This is a genomic window from Viridibacterium curvum (genome assembly GCF_039544165.1).
GTDB lineage: Bacteria > Pseudomonadota > Gammaproteobacteria > Burkholderiales > Rhodocyclaceae > Viridibacterium > Viridibacterium curvum.
Map to the genome: position 1 here is coordinate 410280 of NZ_BAABLD010000017.1, position 19631 is coordinate 429910.

13 protein-coding genes are annotated in these 19631 nt (G+C 63.6%); all 13 read left to right on the forward strand.

The window, feature by feature from the left end; translation table 11 throughout:
• Positions 1–3: 3 nt before the first annotated feature.
• A complete protein-coding gene (locus tag ABEA02_RS18345) occupies positions 4–6588 on the forward strand; it encodes a FimL-related protein (protein WP_345534548.1) in 6585 nt (2194 codons plus the stop codon).
• Positions 6589–6753: 165 nt separating this feature from the next.
• The gene (gene dusB / locus ABEA02_RS18350; protein WP_345534549.1) at positions 6754–7776 is read left to right on the forward strand and encodes a tRNA dihydrouridine synthase DusB; all 1023 of its coding nucleotides are present in this window, start codon (positions 6754–6756) and stop codon (positions 7774–7776) included.
• A 1-nt stretch (position 7777) separates the two neighbouring features.
• A complete protein-coding gene (locus ABEA02_RS18355) occupies positions 7778–8014 on the forward strand; it encodes a helix-turn-helix domain-containing protein (RefSeq protein WP_345534550.1) in 237 nt (78 codons plus the stop codon).
• A 44-nt stretch (positions 8015–8058) separates the two neighbouring features.
• Positions 8059–9651, forward strand: a complete 1593-nt coding sequence (purH, locus tag ABEA02_RS18360; RefSeq protein ID WP_345534551.1) for a bifunctional phosphoribosylaminoimidazolecarboxamide formyltransferase/IMP cyclohydrolase — start codon at positions 8059–8061, stop codon at positions 9649–9651.
• Between the two features lie 7 nt (positions 9652–9658).
• Positions 9659–10303 (forward strand): hypothetical protein, encoded by a 645-nt coding sequence (locus ABEA02_RS18365; protein WP_345534552.1) that lies wholly within the window; start codon positions 9659–9661, stop codon positions 10301–10303.
• Positions 10300–11577, forward strand: coding sequence for a phosphoribosylamine--glycine ligase (purD, locus tag ABEA02_RS18370; protein ID WP_345534553.1), 1278 nt, complete (start codon positions 10300–10302; stop codon positions 11575–11577). Before ABEA02_RS18365 ends, purD begins: the two co-directional genes overlap by 4 nt.
• Before the next feature lie 71 nt (positions 11578–11648).
• Entirely contained in the window at positions 11649–12653 is a 1005-nt protein-coding gene (gene hemF / locus ABEA02_RS18375) for an oxygen-dependent coproporphyrinogen oxidase (protein WP_345534554.1), read from the forward strand.
• Positions 12654–12826: 173 nt separating this feature from the next.
• Positions 12827–13381, forward strand: coding sequence for a hypothetical protein (locus ABEA02_RS18380; RefSeq protein WP_345534555.1), 555 nt, complete (start codon positions 12827–12829; stop codon positions 13379–13381).
• A complete protein-coding gene (gene dbpA / locus ABEA02_RS18385; RefSeq protein WP_345534556.1) occupies positions 13378–14754 on the forward strand; it encodes an ATP-dependent RNA helicase DbpA in 1377 nt (458 codons plus the stop codon). The genes ABEA02_RS18380 and dbpA overlap by 4 nt, the downstream gene beginning before the upstream one ends.
• 250 nt (positions 14755–15004) lie before the next feature.
• Positions 15005–15829 carry an alpha/beta hydrolase gene (locus ABEA02_RS18390; protein ID WP_345534557.1) on the forward strand — a complete coding sequence of 275 codons (825 nt, stop codon included), beginning with the start codon at positions 15005–15007 and terminating at the stop codon, positions 15827–15829.
• A 361-nt stretch (positions 15830–16190) separates the two neighbouring features.
• Positions 16191–17081, forward strand: a complete 891-nt coding sequence (locus ABEA02_RS18395) for an amidohydrolase family protein (RefSeq protein ID WP_345534558.1) — start codon at positions 16191–16193, stop codon at positions 17079–17081.
• A 15-nt stretch (positions 17082–17096) separates the two neighbouring features.
• On the forward strand, positions 17097–17936 hold the full coding sequence (locus ABEA02_RS18400; RefSeq protein ID WP_345534559.1) for an AbiJ-NTD4 domain-containing protein: 840 nt from the start codon (positions 17097–17099) through the stop codon (positions 17934–17936).
• A gap of 113 nt (positions 17937–18049) precedes the next feature.
• Complete coding sequence (locus ABEA02_RS18405; protein WP_345534560.1) at positions 18050–19600, forward strand: AAA family ATPase; 1551 nt, start codon at positions 18050–18052, stop codon at positions 19598–19600.
• Positions 19601–19631 lie beyond the last annotated feature (31 nt).

The following is a 19631-nucleotide window of genomic DNA, read 5'->3' on the forward strand; positions in this document are numbered from 1 at the left end:
CCGATGAGTCAAACTGATTTCGACATAGGACCGCTGACCTGGGTCAAGGCAGAGATCGATACGGCGCTCACACGTGCCACCGAAAGCCTTGATGCAGCGATTGCGCAGCCTGACCAGCGCGAGCCGCTTCGCTTCGCACAGAATCACGTTCACCAGGCCAGTGGCGCGCTGTCAATCGTCGGTCTCGACGGTGTCACGCAGTTCTCTGAAGCCCTCGACAAGCTGCTGTCGGCCCTTGCCGGCAGCGAAGACAATCCGCCCGCAGCATCGCTGGATGTCGCGCGCCGCAGCCTCGCCGTACTTGCCAACTACCTGAACGAACTGCTGGCTGGTGCGCCCCACAAGCCACTGCGGCTGTTCCCTGCCTATCGCGATCTGGTGACCGCACGTGGTGAAGAGGCTCCGCAAGCGTCAGAACTATTCTTCCCCGACCTGTCTGCACGCCCGCAGCTCGCTGCCAACGCGGCACCGGATCCTGCCTCACTGAAGACCGAACTGCGCGTCTTGCGCGGACGCTTCGAAAAAGGTCTGCTGATGTGGCTACGACAACCCACCAGCAATGCGGGTGCGGAAGAGATGTTGCGCGCCGTCCAGCGCATAGAACAGATTCAGTCCGTTCCTGCCACGCGAGCCTTCTGGTGGTCGGCGATTGCCTTCTTCGAAGGCCTCGCCCAGCAGATCATTCCTGTTGAACGTGCCACGCAGCGCCTGTGCCGCCGCATAGACATGCAAATGCGCCGCCTCATCGAGGGCTCGCAGGTCGTTGCTGAACGCCTCGTGCGCGACGTGCTGTACTTCGTCGCCACGGCTAACATCAAGACGCCGCACGCCCGTTCGGTACGTCAGGTCTACAAGCTCGAAGCGGCATTGCCAGAAGTCGATCAAGGCGTTTCAGACACCCTGCGTCAGCCGCTTGTGCTGCGCGTGCGTGAGTCGCTGGAACACACCAAAGACGCCTGGAACCGCTTCTGCGCAGGCGCTGCCGTCGCGCTGCCCCAGTTCCAGGATCAGCTCACCGAGCTGCAATCGCGCGTCAAAGCGATGCAGCTGCCACAGCTCGAAAAGCTGCTCGTCAGCATGGGCGAAATCGGCAGTTGGCTGCGCACCGATCCGCTGCGCCAGAGCGAAGCCCTGTCCATGGAAGTGGCCACCGGCCTGCTGGTCGTTGAGCAAGCAGCCGAATCACCCGCCTACGACCGCAACCTGCTGGAACGTCAGGTTGAACTACTGACCACCATCTACACCATCCGCAGTCGCGGCGGTCGTCCGCCGGCGATGGATGACTCGCTGTTCGGCGAGGCCTCGCAACAAGCGCAGGAAAAGTTGTTCTTCAACCAGCTGGCGCGCGAGATACTCACCAACCTGGGTCAGATCGAACAGACCCTCGACGCATTCTTCCGCAATCCGGCCCAGCGCGAAGCACTGTCGACGCTGACCAACCCGCTCAAGCAGATCGAAGGGGCGCTGGCCATCCTCGGTCAGACAGAAGCTGCGGAACTCGTCACCAAGAGCTCAGCGCAGGTCGAAGCCTTTGCCAACGCCACTGAACCGCCTTCGCGAGAAGAGTGTGACGAAGTGGCTCACAAGCTGTCAGCACTGGGCTTCTATGTCGAAGCCCTGAAGACTGGCCCGGCTAATTTGCAGCACTTCCTTGACCCCTCAAGCGCCTTTGCTGCCGAGGAAGAAAAGGCTGCGGCAAGTGGCACCGTCGAAGCGCAGCTGCTGCGTGAGTCGCGCGAAACACGCAATCTCGTCGAAGCCCTTAAGGAAACGCCGCAAAGCAGCGAACTGCGCAATCAGCTCGTCAGCAACCTTGAAGCCATGCGTGAGGATGCCCAGCTGGTGGCGGACTCCGCCCTTGAGCAACAAGCCAAGGAAGCCATTGCCACCCTCAAGGCCGGCGGCGACGTGTCTGCCGAAAAGATCGAAGAAGTGTTGTCTTCGGTGGCCGCAACCGACGCGCCTCAACCTTCGGAAGAAGCTGCACGCCTCATGCAGGTCAGCACCGAAGAGCTTGACGCTGAACTGCTGGCCATCTTCCTCGAAGAGGCTGCCGAAGTGCTGGACACGCTACGCGAACACCGCGGTATTGCCGGCAACGAACCGCACAACGTCGACGCCCTTACCACACTGCGTCGCGGCTTCCACACGCTCAAGGGCTCCAGCCGCATGGTCGGACTGGAGGCCTTCTCTGATGCCGCCAAGCACATCGAAATGCTCATGAACCGCTGGCTGCAGCTTGAGAAGCATGCAGACAGCGACCTGCTGGGTCTGATTGATGACAGCATCGCCGTCTTCTCGGCCTGGGTGGACCAGCTCAATGGCGGGGGCAGCGCCTGGCGCGATGCCACAGCACTGACGAACAAATCGGACGCCCTGCTCGCTTCACTGGATCCTTCGGGAGACTCCTCCTCCCCTCAGCTCTTAGCGAGGCCACCGTCCCCTGAGCGCGCGGTGGCAGAAGCCCCAGCCACCGCGCAGTCGGGCACGGATTCAAGCCTCGACCTCGATCTGAGTCTGGACGACGGTCCCGATGAGACTGCTGCGCCGGCTTCCGGCCCCGACATCGCGCCGGCGAACGCCGTCGCGACCGGTCTGGACATGGATCTGGATGACACGCCACTGGCCGAGATCGATCTGACGGCAACTCTCATGGAAGGTGGCTTCGCACACCTCTCCAGTGGTGAGGCCGAAATCTCGGAACTGGATCTGACGGCAACGGTTGTCGACGTTATCGCTGTAGAACCCGGCCTGCCGGAGGACGACGGTCACGTCACCGATCTGACCACGACCGACCTCGACCTGCGCCTTGGCGAGCCGCGCGAGCAGGAGATTGATCTTTCAGCAACCTCATTCGACTCCGATCTCCTCGCAACGCTGTCCGAACCGATGATCCTGCTCGACGACAGCCCGGCGGAGGCCCCTGCCTTTGCGCCAGCTGCCAGCATGCCTGGGGATGACGACAAGGTCGTCGAACTCGATCTGAGCGCTACCGGTTTCGAACAGGATCTGATGGCCAGCGTCACAGAGCCCATCCTCCTGCTCGACGACGCCCCTGCAGACCCGCTCGAAGAGAGTGCACCCTCTACTTATGAGGTCCCCCCTGCTCCTGCCGAGCCGGAACAGAGCGTTGAGATCGACCTGTCCAAAACGGGCTTTGAGCAGGATTTCATGACCAGCTTGTCGGAGCCGATGATCCTGCTCGACGACAGCCCGGCTGAAGAAGTCCCCGCTGCAGAACCCGTTCAGTCGACCGAAGCGGCCAATGCCGAGCCCGAGACCGAACTCGACCTCACGTCGACAGCGCTGGATCAGGACCTCACGACCAGTCTGTCGGAGGCCATCGTTCTGCTCAGTGCAGACGAGGCGCCGAACGACGAACCCGTCGCTACGCCGACGAACAACTCCCCGGACAGCGAACACGAAGCCCCCGTAATGCCAACCACGGCCGGGGCTACGCGAGAGGAAGACCTCGAAGAAGTTGCTATCGAAGACGGCGACGAAGATATCGAGCTGCCGATTATCAATATCGCCAGTCTTGGTCAGAACGAGCCCGGCCCCGACAGCATGGTCGCCCACGTTGCCAGCCTGGTCGAACCCGAACCGACGACCGTTGTAGACGGTGACGTAACGGTTGGCGAAAACACGCTGTCACGCGGACTGTATGACCTCTACATGGCTGAGTCAGCGCAGCATCTCGCCAAGCTGCGTGACAGCCAGCAGCAGATGAGTCACAACCCGCTGCTGGTACCCGACCTCGACACTGTTCGCGCAGCGCATACATTGGCAGGCATCTCCGGCACGGCCCGCTTCGACTCGCTTTACGCGCTCGCCAAAGCACTCGAACACGCCCTGCACCGGCTGCACGAGACAAATCACGCACCGACCACGCCGCAAGCCGATCTGTTCGCAGTCACGCTGGACACGCTGGAAGCCATGCAGGCCCAGGTTGCCCGCATGCAGATGCCACTCGACGCACCCGAGTTGGTCGAACAACTCGACACCCTTCGACCGCACGTTGAAGAAGAGCTCGTATCCATCCCCGAGCCTGTCGTCGATCAACCGGTTGTTGAATCCGTCGCGGAGTCCGTGATCGAGACGGCCGACGAAGTCGGTATCGACATTGACGCAGAAGCCGCTGCACCAGCCGTATTCGAGGCTGCCGCGGTCACAGGTGAACCGCCTGCCGGTAGCCTCAGCGCAACCGCCAATCTGTTCGAGCACGTCAATGCCGTACAGGACGAGCTTGACGACCAGTTGCTGCCCATCTTCTTTGAAGAAGCAGACGAACTGAGCGCGGAAATCAGCAGTGTTCTGCGCCAGATGCGCAGCGAGCCCGGCAGCGCCGAGCCATTCAATGCCCTCGCTCGCCATCTGCACACGCTCAAGGGCAGTGCTCGCATGGCCGGCGCCATGCGCCTGGGCGAATTCGTCCATGCGCTGGAAAGCCGTCTCGAAATCGCCTCCCGCGCACCGACCGCCGATGTTGTCGACGAACTGGAAACCGGTTACGACCACATCGGCAGCATGCTCGAAGCCTTGCGTAATCCGGGCAGCGAACCCCCGCCTCCGCCGGCACTGCTTGAAACCGCCCCCGTCACTGCAAACGCGCCAGCGCCAGTAGCACCGACTGTCGGACAGGAGATGGTGGCCGCTACGCCGCCGCGTACCCCGACACGCGATGGCGGTGAAGCATCCATTCCCGCAGCCCTGCGCCAGACCCCTGTCGTCGAAGAGCCCGAGGCCATCCAGAGCTCGCGTGCCCTGCTGCGCGTGCGTGCCGACCTTGTCGACCGTTTCGTCAACGAAGCAGGCGAAATCTCGATCGCACGTACGCGTGTCGAAGGCGAAATGCGCACGCTGCGCCGCTCATTGCTCGACCTGACGGAAAACGTGATCCGTCTGCGCAACCAGCTACGCGAAGTTGAGATCTCGGCCGAAACGCAGATGCAGTCGCGCATCGCGGCCGCCGAATCACAACACGCCAACTTCGACCCGCTCGAATTCGACCGCTTCACGCGCCTGCAGGAAGTGACGCGGATGATGGCCGAGTCTGTGGGTGACGTGACCACCATCCAGCAGAACTTGCTGCGCAACCTTGACGGCGCCGACGCAGCACTGCACGCACAGGGCCGCCTCTCGCGCGACCTGCAGCAAGCCCTGATGGGCGTCCGGATGGTGCCGTTCAACGAAGTCGCGGATCGTCTCTACCGTATCGTTCGGCAGACAGCACGCGAACTCGGCAAGCGTGCCAATCTCGATATCGTCGGCGGCAACATCGAAATCGACCGTGGCGTGCTGGACAAGATGATTGCGCCGATCGAGCACTTGCTGCGTAACGCCATCGCCCACGGCATCGAGATGCCCATGGACCGGGCCACGGCTGGCAAGTCGGAAACTGGCCAGATCACCCTCAAACTGACCCAGCTGTCGAACGAAATCGCGCTCGAGATGACCGACGACGGTGCCGGTCTGAACTTCGAGAAGATCGCTGCACGTGGACGCACGGTCGGCTTGCTGAGTGCAGACGAGCAACCCAGCGAGAACCGCCTCACCCAGCTAATCTTCGAACCAGGCTTCTCGACGGCCGAAACGGTCACCGGCGTCGCCGGTCGTGGCGTCGGCATGGACGTGGTCAAGAACGAAGCGCTGTCGGTCGGTGGTCGTATCGACGTGTCCTCGACGCGTGGTCAGGGCTCGCGCTTCCTGATCCACCTGCCGCTCACGCTGGCGGTCACGCAAGCCCTGCTGGTACGAGCCGGCACCCGCGTCTACGCCATCCCCTCCACCATGGTTGAACAGGCCACCGAGGTGAAGGAAGACGTGCTGGCAGACATCCGTGCCAAGGGCTACTCGGAGTGGAAGGATCAGCGTTATCCCCTGCGCTACCTGCCGCGTCTGATGGGCGACCACGAAACGCAACCCGAACAACAGCGTTACCACTGGATCCTGCTGCTGCGCGCCGGTAACGACTCGCTGGCCCTGCTGATCGACGCCCTGATCGGCAACCAGGAAATCGTGGTCAAGAACGCTGGCCCGCAATTCGTCCGCCTGCAAGGCTACACAGGTGCGACGGTGCTACCGGACGGCGAGATCTCGCTGATTCTCAACCCGGTCGTACTGGCAGGCCGTCATGCCGTGGCAGAAGGTGTCGACGAAATCGACGCCAAGCAGGACGGCGCTGCGGAAGAGACCGCGCACGTTCCGACCGTCATGGTGGTCGACGATTCGCTCACGGTGCGCAAGATCACCACACGCCTGCTCGAACGCGAAGGCTACCGTGTGGTCACCGCGAAGGACGGCGTCGATGCGCTGGAGCAGCTCACCGAGATGATCCCGGACGTGATGCTGTCCGATATCGAGATGCCGCGCATGGACGGCTTCGACCTTGCCCGCAATGTGCGCGCGGACGAACGCCTGAAGGCCATCCCGATCATCATGATCACCTCGCGCATGGCCGACAAACACCGCAACTACGCGGCCGAAATCGGTGTCAATCACTACCTCGGCAAGCCTTATCAGGAAGACCAGCTGCTGGAACTTATCTCGGCCTTCCTGTTCGCCCACAAGCAGAAGAAACGGGCCTGATAGCCCACGCCCCGCGCGCTGACGCGCGGGGCATGCTGCAGCGCAAAGCGTCGTGCCGACATCACGACCATCTGGTCAGTCGCATTCCCTCATGCCCCCCTGCCGGGGTAGAATTCGCCCCTTTCGCCCGCATCCCTTCGCGGGCTTTTTCCCCTGTTCTCAGCAATGGAATTTGCCGGCATCCGCCTCCGCAACGCGCTCTTTGTCGCCCCCATGGCGGGCGTCACGGACCGGCCTTTCCGCCAGCTTTGCAAAAAGATGGGGGCAGGTCTCGCCGTCTCCGAGATGGTCAGCTCCAACGCCCTGCTCTATGGCAGCACCAAGACACAGCGCCGCATCAACCACACTGGCGAGGTTGCACCGATCAGCGTGCAGATTGCTGGCGCCGATCCGGTAATGATGGGTGAAGCCGCGCGCTTCAACGTCGACCACGGTGCGCAGATCATCGACATCAACATGGGCTGCCCGGCCAAGAAGGTTTGCAACGTCGCAGCGGGCTCTGCCCTGCTGCGCGACGAAGCCCTCGTCGGTCGCATTCTCGACGCTGTCGTGGCTGCGGTTCCGAACACGCCGGTCACGCTCAAGTTCCGCACAGGCTGGGATCGTGACTCGCGCAACGCCGAACGCATCGCGCGCATCGCCGAAGCAGCCGGCATCCGCCTGCTGTCCATCCATGGCCGCACCCGCTGCGACCAGTACACCGGCGAGGCGGAGTACGACACCATCGCGAGCGTCAAGGCCCTGGTCCGCATCCCCGTCATCGCCAACGGCGACATCACCTCGCCGCAGAAAGCGAAACAGGTGCTTGACTACACACGTGCCGACGGTGTGATGATCGGCCGTGCGGCGCAAGGGCGCCCGTGGATTTTCCGCGAGATCGAACACTTCCTCGCCACCGGCGAAGCACTGCCGCCGCCAACCGTAAGCGAAGTACATCGCGTGTGCCGCGAACACCTCGACGACCTGTACGACTTCTACGGCGTCGAGGCGGGCGTGCGTGTCGCGCGCAAGCACATCGGCTGGTACACGAAGACGCTTGCCGGATCCGCTGCATTTCGCAGCAACATGAATCTGCTACCGTCGGTGGAAGAACAGCAGGCTGCCGTTGATCGCTTCTTTGGCGATCTCGCCGCGCAAAGCGAACGCCTCTGCTACACCGAAGAACTCGCCGAACCTCTCGCCGCCTGACATGAGCTCCAAGAACGAAATCTCCCTGTGCGTTGCCCGCGCGATGGAACGCTACTTTGCTGACCTCGATGGCGAAGCTGTTACAGGCGTCTACGAAATGGTTCTGCGCCAGGTCGAAATCCCCCTGCTCACGGCCGTGATGCAACAAACCGGCAACAACCAGACGCAAGCCGCCGAAATGCTGGGCATGACACGCAACACCCTGCGCCGCAAGCTCATCGAGCATGGTTTGCTCTGAATTCCCCTCGTTTCTCATTTCTGAATTCCCTGCGACGGTCTCCCATGAAAGTTACTCAAGCCCTTCTCAGCGTCTCCGACAAACAAGGCGTTGTCGAATTCGCCCGCGAACTCTCTGCGCTGGGCGTCGCCCTGCTGTCCACTGGCGGCACCGCCAAGGCCATCCGTGATGCGGGCCTCCCTGTCACCGACGTGGGTGATTACACCGGCTTCCCCGAAATGCTCGACGGTCGCGTCAAGACCCTGCACCCCAAGGTGCACGGCGGCATCCTCGCGCGTCGCGACCTGCCTGAACACCTCGCCACGCTGGATGCACACCAGATCCCGCGCATCGACCTTGTCGTCGTAAACCTCTACCCGTTTGAAGCCACCGTCGCCAAAGCCGGCTGCACGCTCGAAGACGCCATCGAGAACATCGATATCGGCGGCCCGACCATGGTGCGCGCTGCCGCCAAGAACCACGGCTCGGAGGCCGGTGGCGTCGGCATCGTTACCGACCCGGCCGACTACGCCGGCGTGATTGCCGAACTGAAGGCCGGTGGCACGCTGTCATACAAGACGCGCTTCGAACTCGCCCGCAAGGCCTACACCCACACCGCCCGTTACGATTCGATGATCGCCAACTGGCTCACCGCCGTAGATGCCGACAAGCTCGAACCCGCAGCGGCGCCAGTGCGCGCCGAGTATCCGACGCGCCTGCAACTGGCCTTCGACAAGGTGCAGGACCTGCGCTACGGCGAGAATCCGCACCAGACCGCAGCCTTCTACCGCGACCTGTCCGCCGCTGAAGGCGGCATCGCCGGTTACACCCAGCTGCAAGGCAAGGAACTGTCGTACAACAACATCGCGGATTCGGACGCCGCCTGGGAATGCGTCAAGGCATTCGACGCCGCCACACCGGCCTGCGTCATCGTAAAGCACGCCAACCCCTGCGGCGTGGCGCTGGGCGCCGACGCGCAAGACGCCTACCGCAAGGCCTTCTCGACCGATCCGACCTCGGCCTTCGGCGGCATCATCGCCTTCAACACCACAGTCGACGCCGTGGTTGCTGAAGCCGTCTCGGCCCAGTTCATGGAAGTGCTGATTGCGCCGTCCTACACGCCTGAGGCGCTGGCCCTGCTCGCCGCCAAGAAGAACGTGCGTGTGCTGACCTGTGCGCTCGGCAAGATCAGCCAGACCGACTACAAGCGCGTGGCTGGCGGCCTGCTGGTGCAGACCTACGACGACGCCGTGCTGGCCCCGACTGATTTGAAGGTGGTGACCAAGCGCGCGCCTTCCGACAAGGAACTCGCAGACCTGCTCTTCGCCTGGCGCGTCGCCAAGTACGTCAAGTCCAACGCCATCGTCTACTGCAAGGATGGTATGACCGTTGGCGTCGGTGCAGGCCAGATGAGCCGCGTCGATTCAGCGCGCATCGCCAAGATCAAGGCCGAGAATGCCGGTCTCGCGATTCCGGGTTGCGTGGTGGCCTCGGATGCGTTCTTCCCGTTCCGTGACGGCCTGGACGTTCTCGCCCAGGCTGGCGCCACCGCTGTCATCCAGCCCGGTGGCTCGATGCGCGATGCCGAAGTCATTGCTGCGGCCGACGAACAGAACATCGCCATGGTGTTCACCGGCTTCCGCCATTTCCGCCACTGAGATCGCCATGACCAAGTTTCTCCTGCCTTGCCTGCGGGGGCTCGCCCTCGCCCTGCTGCTGAACAATGTGTTGCCGGCATCCGCACAGGAATCCGCACCCCAGGCCGAGCCAACGGTTCCCACCCAGAAACGCACCTGGGTGCCCAACGACAAGCCCTTCTATCGCGAGTTCTATGACGACACCTTCGGTTCGACATCGAAGCTGTGGAAGGAAGGTGACTGGGGCCTGATGCTGCCGGCCTGGACCGTCCATATGCGCTTCGCTTACACCAAGGAACAGCGCAACGACCAGAACAACAATCCGCATCCGGCGTTCGGGATCAATAAAGGCATGTACATGCCCAGCGGCAACTGGAGCAGTCTCTATGCCATGGAGTTTCAGGACAGCTGGGACAAGCCCTCCTGGATGGCGGGCTACAACTACAACTGGATCTGGCGTGAGGGCAATCTGCGCTGGGGCGTCGGCGCGGTGATGGGTCTGATGATGCGTAACGACTACTTCAGCTACGCCCCCTTCCCGTTCATCCTGCCGAGCTTCCAGGTAGGTTACAAATGGGTGTCGATCGAGTCCGCCTATGTGCCGGGCATCAAGAAGGGCACGGGTAACGTCGCCTTGTTACTGCTGCGCCTTCAGTCAGGAGCCCTCGAATGAAAATCCTCGTCATCGGTTCTGGCGGTCGTGAACACGCCCTGGCCTGGAAGCTGGCCCAGTCACCGCGCGTGCAGAACATCCACGTCGCCCCGGGCAATGCCGGTACTGCACGCGAACCCGCACTGCAGAACGTACCGATTACCGCGATTCCCGAGCTTATCGACTACGTGAAGCGCGAGCAGATCGGGCTGACCGTGGTCGGCCCCGAGGCACCACTGGCGGCAGGTGTCGTCGACGCCTTCCGCGCTGCCGGCTTGCCCATCTTCGGCCCCACACGTCTGGCTGCCCAGCTCGAATCCTCAAAGGACTTCGCCAAGCAGTTCCTCATCCGCCACAACATCCCCACCGCGAAGTACCAGACCTTCAGTGACGCCGCAGCAGCCCACGCCTACGTGGACGCGCAAGGCGCGCCCATCGTCATCAAGGCCGACGGTCTTGCTGCCGGCAAGGGCGTCGTCGTGGCGATGACGCTCGACGAAGCGCATGCCGCCATCGACATGATGCTCGTCGACAACACCCTGGGCGTGCAGTACAGCGCCGGTGCGCGCGTCGTCATCGAAGAGTTCATGGCAGGCGAAGAGGCCAGCTTCATCGTGATGGCCGACGGCAAGAACGCGCTGGCCATGGCCACCAGCCAGGACCACAAGCGCCTGGGCGATGGCGACATCGGCCCCAACACCGGCGGCATGGGCGCCTACTCGCCTGCCCCGGTCGTAACGCCGCAGATCCACGCCCGCGTGATGCGCGAGATCATCATGCCGACGCTTGCCGGCATGGCGGCCGAAGGCCTGCCCTACACCGGCTTCCTCTATGCCGGGCTGATGATCGACGAGAGTGGCGCACCACGCGTTGTCGAATTCAACTGCCGCATGGGCGACCCCGAAACACAGCCGATCATGATGCGACTCAAGACAGACCTCGTCGATCTCGTCGAAGCCGCCATCGAAGGTCGTCTCGACAGCGTCGAAGCCGACTGGGATCGTCGCGTGGCATTGGGCGTCGTGCTCGCGGCACACGGTTACCCCGAAAATCCGCGCAAGGGCGATGTCATCGAAGGTCTCGACGTCAAACACGAAGACGCACACGTGTTCCACGCCGGCACCACCGACCAGAACGGCCAGGTGCTGACTGCCGGCGGCCGCGTGCTGTGCGTCACCGCACTGGGTGACTCGGTGCGCGAAGCCCAGTCGCGCGCCTACGAGGCCGTCGCCGCAATCAGCTTCGACGGCATGCAGTACCGCAAGGACATCGGCCACCGCGCCATCCGCCGCTGATAGCTTGCGTGCGGGTATTCCACAGCGGCGGGCTCTTGTCCGCCGCGCCTGTTTCCGTTCACACTTCTTTCATGACCGCCAAAGTCGTCCGCGCCTATCTCGAAGATCTGCAGAGCCGCATCGTCGCCTCGCTCGAAGCCTTCGACGGCAAACCCTTCCGCAGTGATCGCTGGGAACGCCCCGAGGGCGGCGGCGGCCACACGCGCGTCATCGAGAACGGCAACTTCTTCGAACGCGGCGGCGTCAATTTCTCGCATGTCTTCGGCAAGCAGCTGCCACCCAGTGCGACTGCCAACCGGCCCGATCTCGCCGGTGTCGGCTTCGAAGCCATGGGTGTGTCCCTGGTCCTGCATCCGCGCAATCCCTACTGCCCCACGGTGCACATGAATGTGCGCTACTTCCGCGCCGATCTGCCCCAGCAGGATGAAGAAGAGGAAAGCAAGGCGCAACGCTTCGCGGCGTCTCCCCTGCGCCGCGGCGGCAAGCCCCACGTGGCACCCGCAACACCCAAGCGCAAGGCCAACGATGCCGAGCCCGCCTGGTGGTTTGGCGGCGGCATGGATCTCACGCCCTACTACCCGTTCGAAGAGGATGCGCGTCACTTCCACCAGACCTGCCAGCGCGCCGTCAGCCCCTTCGGTGCAGACCTCCATCCGCGCTTCAAGAAGTGGTGCGACGAATACTTCTATCTGAAGCATCGCAATGAAGCGCGTGGCATTGGCGGCCTGTTCTTCGACGATCACAACGCCAACGGCTTCGAGCAGAGTTTCGGGCTCACAGCCAGCGTCGGTGACGCCTTTCTCGACGCTTACCTGCCCATTATCGAGCGCCGTCGCGACACACCCTGGGGCGAGCGAGAGCGCGACTTTCAGTGCTACCGCCGTGGTCGCTATGTCGAGTTCAACCTCGTCTTCGACCGTGGTACGCACTTCGGCCTGCAATCGGGTGGTCGCACCGAATCCATCCTCATGTCCATGCCGCCCGAAGTGCGCTGGAAGTACGACTGGACACCGGCGCCCGACAGCCCCGAAGCGCGCCTCTACACCGACTTCCTACCCCCGCGTGACTGGGTCTGAACGCACAGGCACACCAATCGCGCAAGGCGGCCAAGCGCAGCGCCACCATTGCCCAGCGCACACCGCGTAGTTGTGCTGCGCTTGTTACCCCCACATTCCGGCCCGCGCCGTTATTCCTTCGCAGTCGGCACCGTTTCGACTACCCTCAGCTGCTGACTCCCCGAAAGCCCCTCATGCACCCCATTCACGACGCCGACGCGCTTCTGCTGCTGGCACTGACTCTTGCCAGCAAACGCCGGCCCGCCAACGTCGAGGAGATCGCCATCGCGCTCGGCACGCTGCAACCACGCCTGCCTGCCGAGCCCAAGCTGCTCGATGCCTTCGCGCGCCTGAGCAACCACGGACTGGTGATCGCCAGCCTCGACGGCTATGCCCTCAGTGACACAGCGCAAGGCCTGCTGAAAGGCGTCAAGGCCAAAGGCGAGATCGCAGAGCGCCTGCAGTCGCTGAAAGATCGCCTCGCCGGCAACCAGCTCACGGCCACGCACCCCGCCAGCAAGCCGGATGCCGCAGCCCTCAGTGCCGCCATCGCCGCCTGGCGCGCCACCCTGCCGCCGCCCACCAAGGCCGAGAAAGTCGCCGAACAGCGCGAAGCCCGCTTCAACGAGACCAATGCCAAGCGCATTGCCGAGGGCAAGCCGCCACTGCCACCCAAGCGCCCCGGCCCCAAGCGCCCCTTTGCGGCACGCAAGACGGCTGGCAAACCGCCACGCAAGCAGGAACGATGAGCACCCGCAGCTTTCGCGAACTGCCGCTGTCGCCAGCCATACAGGCCACACTGCAGCAGCTCGACTATCACGAGATGACGCCCATCCAGGCCGCCAGCCTGCCGCTGGCGCTGGCCGGGCGCGACCTCATCGCGCGTGCGAAAACCGGTAGCGGCAAGACCGCCGCCTTCGCACTGCCACTGCTCACCCTGCTCAACCCGCGCTGGTTCGCCGTGCAAGGCCTCGTGCTGTGCCCCACGCGCGAGCTCGCCGAGCAGGTGACCAAGGAAATCCGCCGCCTCGCGCGCGGTCACGACAACATCAAGGTTGTCACCCTGTGCGGCGGCGTGCCAGCCGGTCCGCAGCGCGCCAGCCTCGAACACGGCGCCCACATCGTCGTCGGCACACCCGGCCGCATCATGGATCACCTCGAACGCGGCGCCCTCAAGCTCGACGGCCTTGCCATGCTCGTGCTCGACGAAGCCGACCGCATGCTCGACATGGGTTTCATCGACGACATCGACTACGTCGTCAGTCACTGCCCGACGCGTCGCCAGACCCTGCTGTTCTCTGCCACCTACCCGGATGGCATTGCCCGCATTGCGCGAGAGTTCCAGCGCGAACCCGAGATGGTGACGATTGAGGAGACGCACAGCAGCGCCACCATCCGCCAGCGCTTCTACGAGGTCAAACACGAAGAACGCCTGCAGGCCATCGCCCCGCTGCTGCGCCACTACCGCCCCGTAAGCGCCCTGGCCTTCTGCAACACCCGCCAGCAATGCCGCGACCTGCTCGACGTGCTGCAGGCGCAAGGCATCGCCGCGCTGGCCCTGCACGGCGAGATGGAACAGGTCGACCGCGACCAGGTGCTGATCCAGTTCGCCAACCACAGCTGCACCGTGCTCGTCGCCACCGACGTCGCTGCACGCGGGCTCGACATCAAGGACCTCGACATGGTCATCAACGTCGACACCACGCCTGACCCCGAGGTGCACCTGCACCGCGTTGGCCGCACCGGCCGCGCCGGGCAGGACGGCTGGGCGCTGACCTTGATGAGCCCCGGCGACAAACGCCGCATCGGCAGCATCGCCACCGCCTGCAACATTGAACCCGAATGGCATGCGCTGGCCGAACTGGCTGGCGACGACGCCCCTCTGCTGCCGCAAATGGCCACCCTGCAGATCCTCGGCGGGCGCCGCGACAAGATCCGCCCCGGCGACGTGCTCGGCGCCCTCACGGGCGATGCCGGCTTCACGCGCGAGCAGATCGGCAAGATCCAGATCACCGACCAGAGCAGCTACGTCGCCGTTGAACGCAGCATCGCCGACGAAGTCGTGCGCCGCCTCTCGGGCGGCAAGCTCAAGGGCAAGCCGGTCAAGTTGCGGCGCTTGTAAGCGCCCCCGCTCACACACACCATTCCCGCCCGCTTTACACGCGGCGCAGCTGCATTCCGCTCCCCTCGCCCGCCCGCGGGAGAGGGGCTGGGGGAGAGGGGCTGGCGGAGAGGGCTTCGGCGGAAATCCAGTGACAGTGCAACGGGCGGTAACGCCGCTGGATTCCCGCCTTCTCGGGAATGACGTGGGGAAGCGCGCGGCTGTCCCCGCATTTGCGTACACTGGTCCAGTCACGCACAGAGTCCTCCGCATGCTCCGCACCGCCCTCTGGATCCTCCTCGCTGCCTTCGTCTGCTACGCCGCCCTGGTGGCCACCATCATCTGGCGACAGGAGAAGTTGCTCTTCTACCCCACGCCCCTGCCCGCCGATTTCGAGTTCAACAAACCCGGCGTCGTCGAGCGCAAGGTCGAGGTGCCCGGCGCCACGCTCTCCGCGCTGCACTTCCGCCAGCCCGACGCGAAGGGGCTGATCTTCTTCCTGCACGGCAACGCGGGCAATCTCGACATCTGGCTGCCCAGCACCGAGTTCTACCGCCGCGCCGGCTACGACCTGTTCATGCTCGACTATCGCGGCTTCGGCAAAAGCACCGGCAAGATCGAGAGCGAAGCCCAGCTGCACGCCGACGTCATGGCAGCGTGGCGCAGCGTCGCCGGCGAATACAAGGGCCGCCCCATCGTCGTCTACGGCCGCTCGCTGGGCACCGGGCTGGCCACTCGGCTTGCCAGCCAGCTCGCACCCGGCGAGTTTGCCGACCTCATCCTCGTCTCGCCCTACAGCAGCTTCGTGCAGCTCGGGCGCGATCATTTCCCCTGGATTCCGTCCTTTCTCTCGCGCTACCCCATGCGCAGCGACGAATGGCTGGCCAAAGCGAAGGCGCCCGTCATGCTGATCCACGGCGCGCTCGACACCCTGGTCACACCGGCCCACACGCAGGCACTCAAGGCCATACGACCCGACGCCAACGTGCTGATCCTGCCCCGGGCGGGCCACAACGACGTGCACGAGTTCAGTACCTACACCGATGCGCTCAGCGCGCGCCTCGCCGGCCTGGCCAGCCCGTCCGTCGCCCCCTGACGACCGCGATAAAAGCGGCGCATTCCGCCATCCAAAACTTCGAATGGCATTTTGCTGCTTGGCAGCAATACTCCAGCCATGCGCTGGACGCGTTCTGTCCAGCCGGTCTTAAAGGAGTTGCATCATGAAACACGACCCCAGCACTTACGCCACCGTCACCCGCGCTGTTGTCGGCATCACCGCCGCAGTCGTTCTGGCCTTCTCGCCAGCCGTCCTGCAGGTCATCAGCTTCACGCACTGAGGCAGGCCGCCGCGCCACCCGACCCCGCGTCGCGGTGGCGCGCGCTCCCCTCCACCCCCCTCCCCTGCCGGCCCGCACGCCGCTACACTCGCAGCACATCTCTCCCTCGGGATTGCTGCCATGCGAAGACTCCGCCTGACCCGCCACAGCATCCTGCTGGCAATCTGCCTGCTGCTGTCCGGCCCGCTGCACGCAGCAAGCCCTTACACCGGCCCCCTCTTCGACGCCCACCTCCACTACAACGTCGAAGCCTTCGTCGAGCTCTACCCGCTCAGTGATGTGCTGGGCCGCATCCAGCGCAGCGGCGTGCGCGGCATCATCGCCAACAGCAGGCCCAACGACGGCACCAAGACCCTCGCCAACGCCCGCAAGGAAACGCAGGCCATCAGCCTCACCGTCGTGCCCTTCATCCGGCTCTATCGCAACCGCGACGATTACACCAACTGGTTCCGCGACGACAGCATCTACACCATGGTCGAGCAAGAGCTCGCCACAGGCACCGCTGCCGGACCTTACCGTGGCATCGGCGAATTCCACCTCTACGACAGCGCCAACGCCAACGGCCCCGTCGCCCGCAAGCTCATGCAGCTCGCCGAAGCAAAGAACCTCGCCGTCCTCGCCCACGTCGACGACGATGCCATCGACCTGCTCATGGCCCACGCCCCGCAGGCCCGTCTCATCTGGGCCCACACCGGCATCAGCGCCCCCAGCGTCGAGCGCGTGCGCGCCCTCATGAAGCGCTACCCCAAACTCATCGGCGAACTCTCCTACCGCCCCGGCCTCACCGCCGCAGGCGGCCAGCTCAGCCGAGAATGGCGCGCACTCATCACCGAGATGCCGGATCGCTTCGTGATTGGTTCAGATACCTGGATCAACGCCCGCTGGGAAGACTACGAAGGACTCATGCAGGCTGCGCGGGAATGGCTGGGAGGTTTGCCGCCGGAGATGGCGCGGAAGGTGGGGTGGGAGAATGGAGCTGGGCTGTTCAGTTTGTCAGATAAAACACGTTAGATTTTCTAGGCGCCAATGAAGACTTTCAGCGAACGAAAGGGACTCAAGCCTGTCAGGCAAACCATCCAAGTGGATGGCATGACGGATGAGCTTCGAAATTCACTTTGGAACACATTGCACGTCGCTGTATGGGAGTCCAGTGACTTCCTGCATCACCGATACGGAAAACTCCCAGAGATCGACGACTTCAGCGCCCAGCTATGGTTTCGCTATTTCAAGCGTCCGATTGATGAACGACCGAGCTTCGCGAATCGCGACCGCAGTGAAAGAATCCTCAAGATCATTCGTGACTACTTCTTCACTGCCAGTTGGAACGAAGTCTACGATTTCCTTGAGTTCGTAGTAGCTACGCTCAAGACACGATCGCGCCTGCCCGAATTTCTGAACGGTGTTCTCGCTAGAGAAATGTCTGCCTTCCGGTTCATCGACGGAAAACTCGCAGACATCACGGGGGAGCAAGAGCGCAAAATGCTTGAAGAAGCGCTCGCGGACACACGCTTTTCCTCCGTCACCGCACACCTCGAGCGAGCACTCGCGCTGCTATCAGATCGAAAGAGCCCGGACTACAGAAACTCGATCAAAGAATCAATTTCCGCAGTAGAGGCTATGGCTAGATTGGTGTCGGAAAATCCGAAAGCTACGCTTGGTGAAGCACTGAAAGCCCTTGAGAAGACTGGAAAACTTCACGCGGCGCTTAAGGACGGGTTCTCCAAATTGTACGGATATGCCAACGATGAAAGCGGCATTCGCCACGCAATGCTCGACGAACCGAATCTCACACAAGACGACGCAAAGTACTTCCTGCTGTCATGTACTTCGTTTGTTAACTATCTGAAGTCGGCCCTGGCCCGGTAGGGTGCGCTCGGTGAGCCCACGCGCTCGGACCACGGTGAACACACCGCGTGGGCATACCGTGCCCACCCTACACATCCCGCAAGCAACCATCGGTACAACCTCGAAGCCAGCCCATGACCGACCTCGAATCCCTCCGCACCGCCCTCAGCGCCCGCTTCCCCATCGTCTGCATCGAGACACACGAAGAGCCGCGTGCGCTGTCGCTGATCCGCAAGATTGCGGACGAGGGCAATCAGGCTTGTCATGAGTGGAGCGTGGCGGATGGTTTGAGTCATCGCAACTTCCGCTACAGCGGTGTGAAGCAGGCGGACTGGATGCCCACGGTGGAGGGTTGGCAGGGGCGGCAGCAGGCGGAAGACCCCGGGCAGGTGCGCGAGTTCGAAGATACGACCGAGCTGCAAGCCGCGCTGCATTTCATCGACAAGGAAGGGCCGGCGGGCATCTATGTGCTGCTGGATATTCATCCCTTCCTCGAACAGGCCGCCGTGCAGCGCCTGTTGCGCGAGATTGCTTTCGCACACCCGGAGAAGCACCGGGCGCTGGTGCTGATCGGGCCGCGCATTACGCTGCCGCCGGAGATTGCGCGTCACGCCTTGTTCCACACCCTGACTCTGCCGGATGCCAAACGGGTACGCGATATTTTCCGCGAGGAGATCGAGCTCTACGCGAAGTCAAGAGACGGCCGCAAGGTGGATGGCGAGCAGCAGGTCGCCAACCGCCTCGTGCAACAGTTGCTGGGGTTGTGCGAGGAAGATGTGCGGCGTCTGTTGAGATTGTCGATCCGCGATGACGGCTCGATCACCGAGGCCGACGTGGCGCGCGTGGTGAAGGTGAAGCGCGAGATGTTCAGCGACTCGGCGCTGGAGATCGAATTCCGCGAGATCGCGCCAGATGCGGTCGCCGGCCTGCCCAACCTCAAGCGCTGGCTGGCGCTGCGCGCCAAAGCCTTCGGCAACCCGCAGCCGGGCTTGCCCAGCCCGCGTGGGGTCTTGCTGCTGGGTGTGCAGGGCGGTGGCAAGAGCCTGGCCGCACGCACCATTGCGAGCAGCTGGAAGGTGCCGCTGGCGCGGCTGGATATCGGCAGCCTCTACGACAAGTTCCACGGCGAGACCGAGCGCAACCTGCGCAATGCGCTGCAGGCGGCCGAGGCGCTGGCGCCCTGCGTGCTGTGGATCGACGAGATTGAGAAGGGCATGGCGCAGGGCTCGTCCGACACCGATGGCGGTGTGGGCCGCCGCGTGCTGGCGACCCTGCTCACCTGGATGGCGGAGCGCGACAAGCCGGTGTTCATCGCCGCGACGGCGAACGACATCCGGGCACTCCCCGCCGAGCTGCTGCGCAAGGGGCGCTTCGACGAAATCTTCTTCGTCGACCTGCCCGATGCAGCGGTGCGCGCCGACATCTTCGCGATTCATCTGAAGAGCCGCGCCTTCGACCCCGCCAGCTTCGACCTGACCACGCTTGCCTCGGCCTGCGAGGGCTTCACGGGCGCCGAGATCGAGCAGGCCGTCATCAGCGCCTGCTTCGAAGCGCAGGCCGGTGGTGCGATGTCGAGCGAGCTGATCCTCGCCGAGCTGGGCAAGACGCGGCCGCTGTCGGTGGTGATGAGCGAGCAGGTCGGGCAGCTGCGCACCTGGGCGAGCGAGCGGGCGGTGATGGCTTGACGCTTTTGAGGCCGCGATCGGCGTTCTGGCA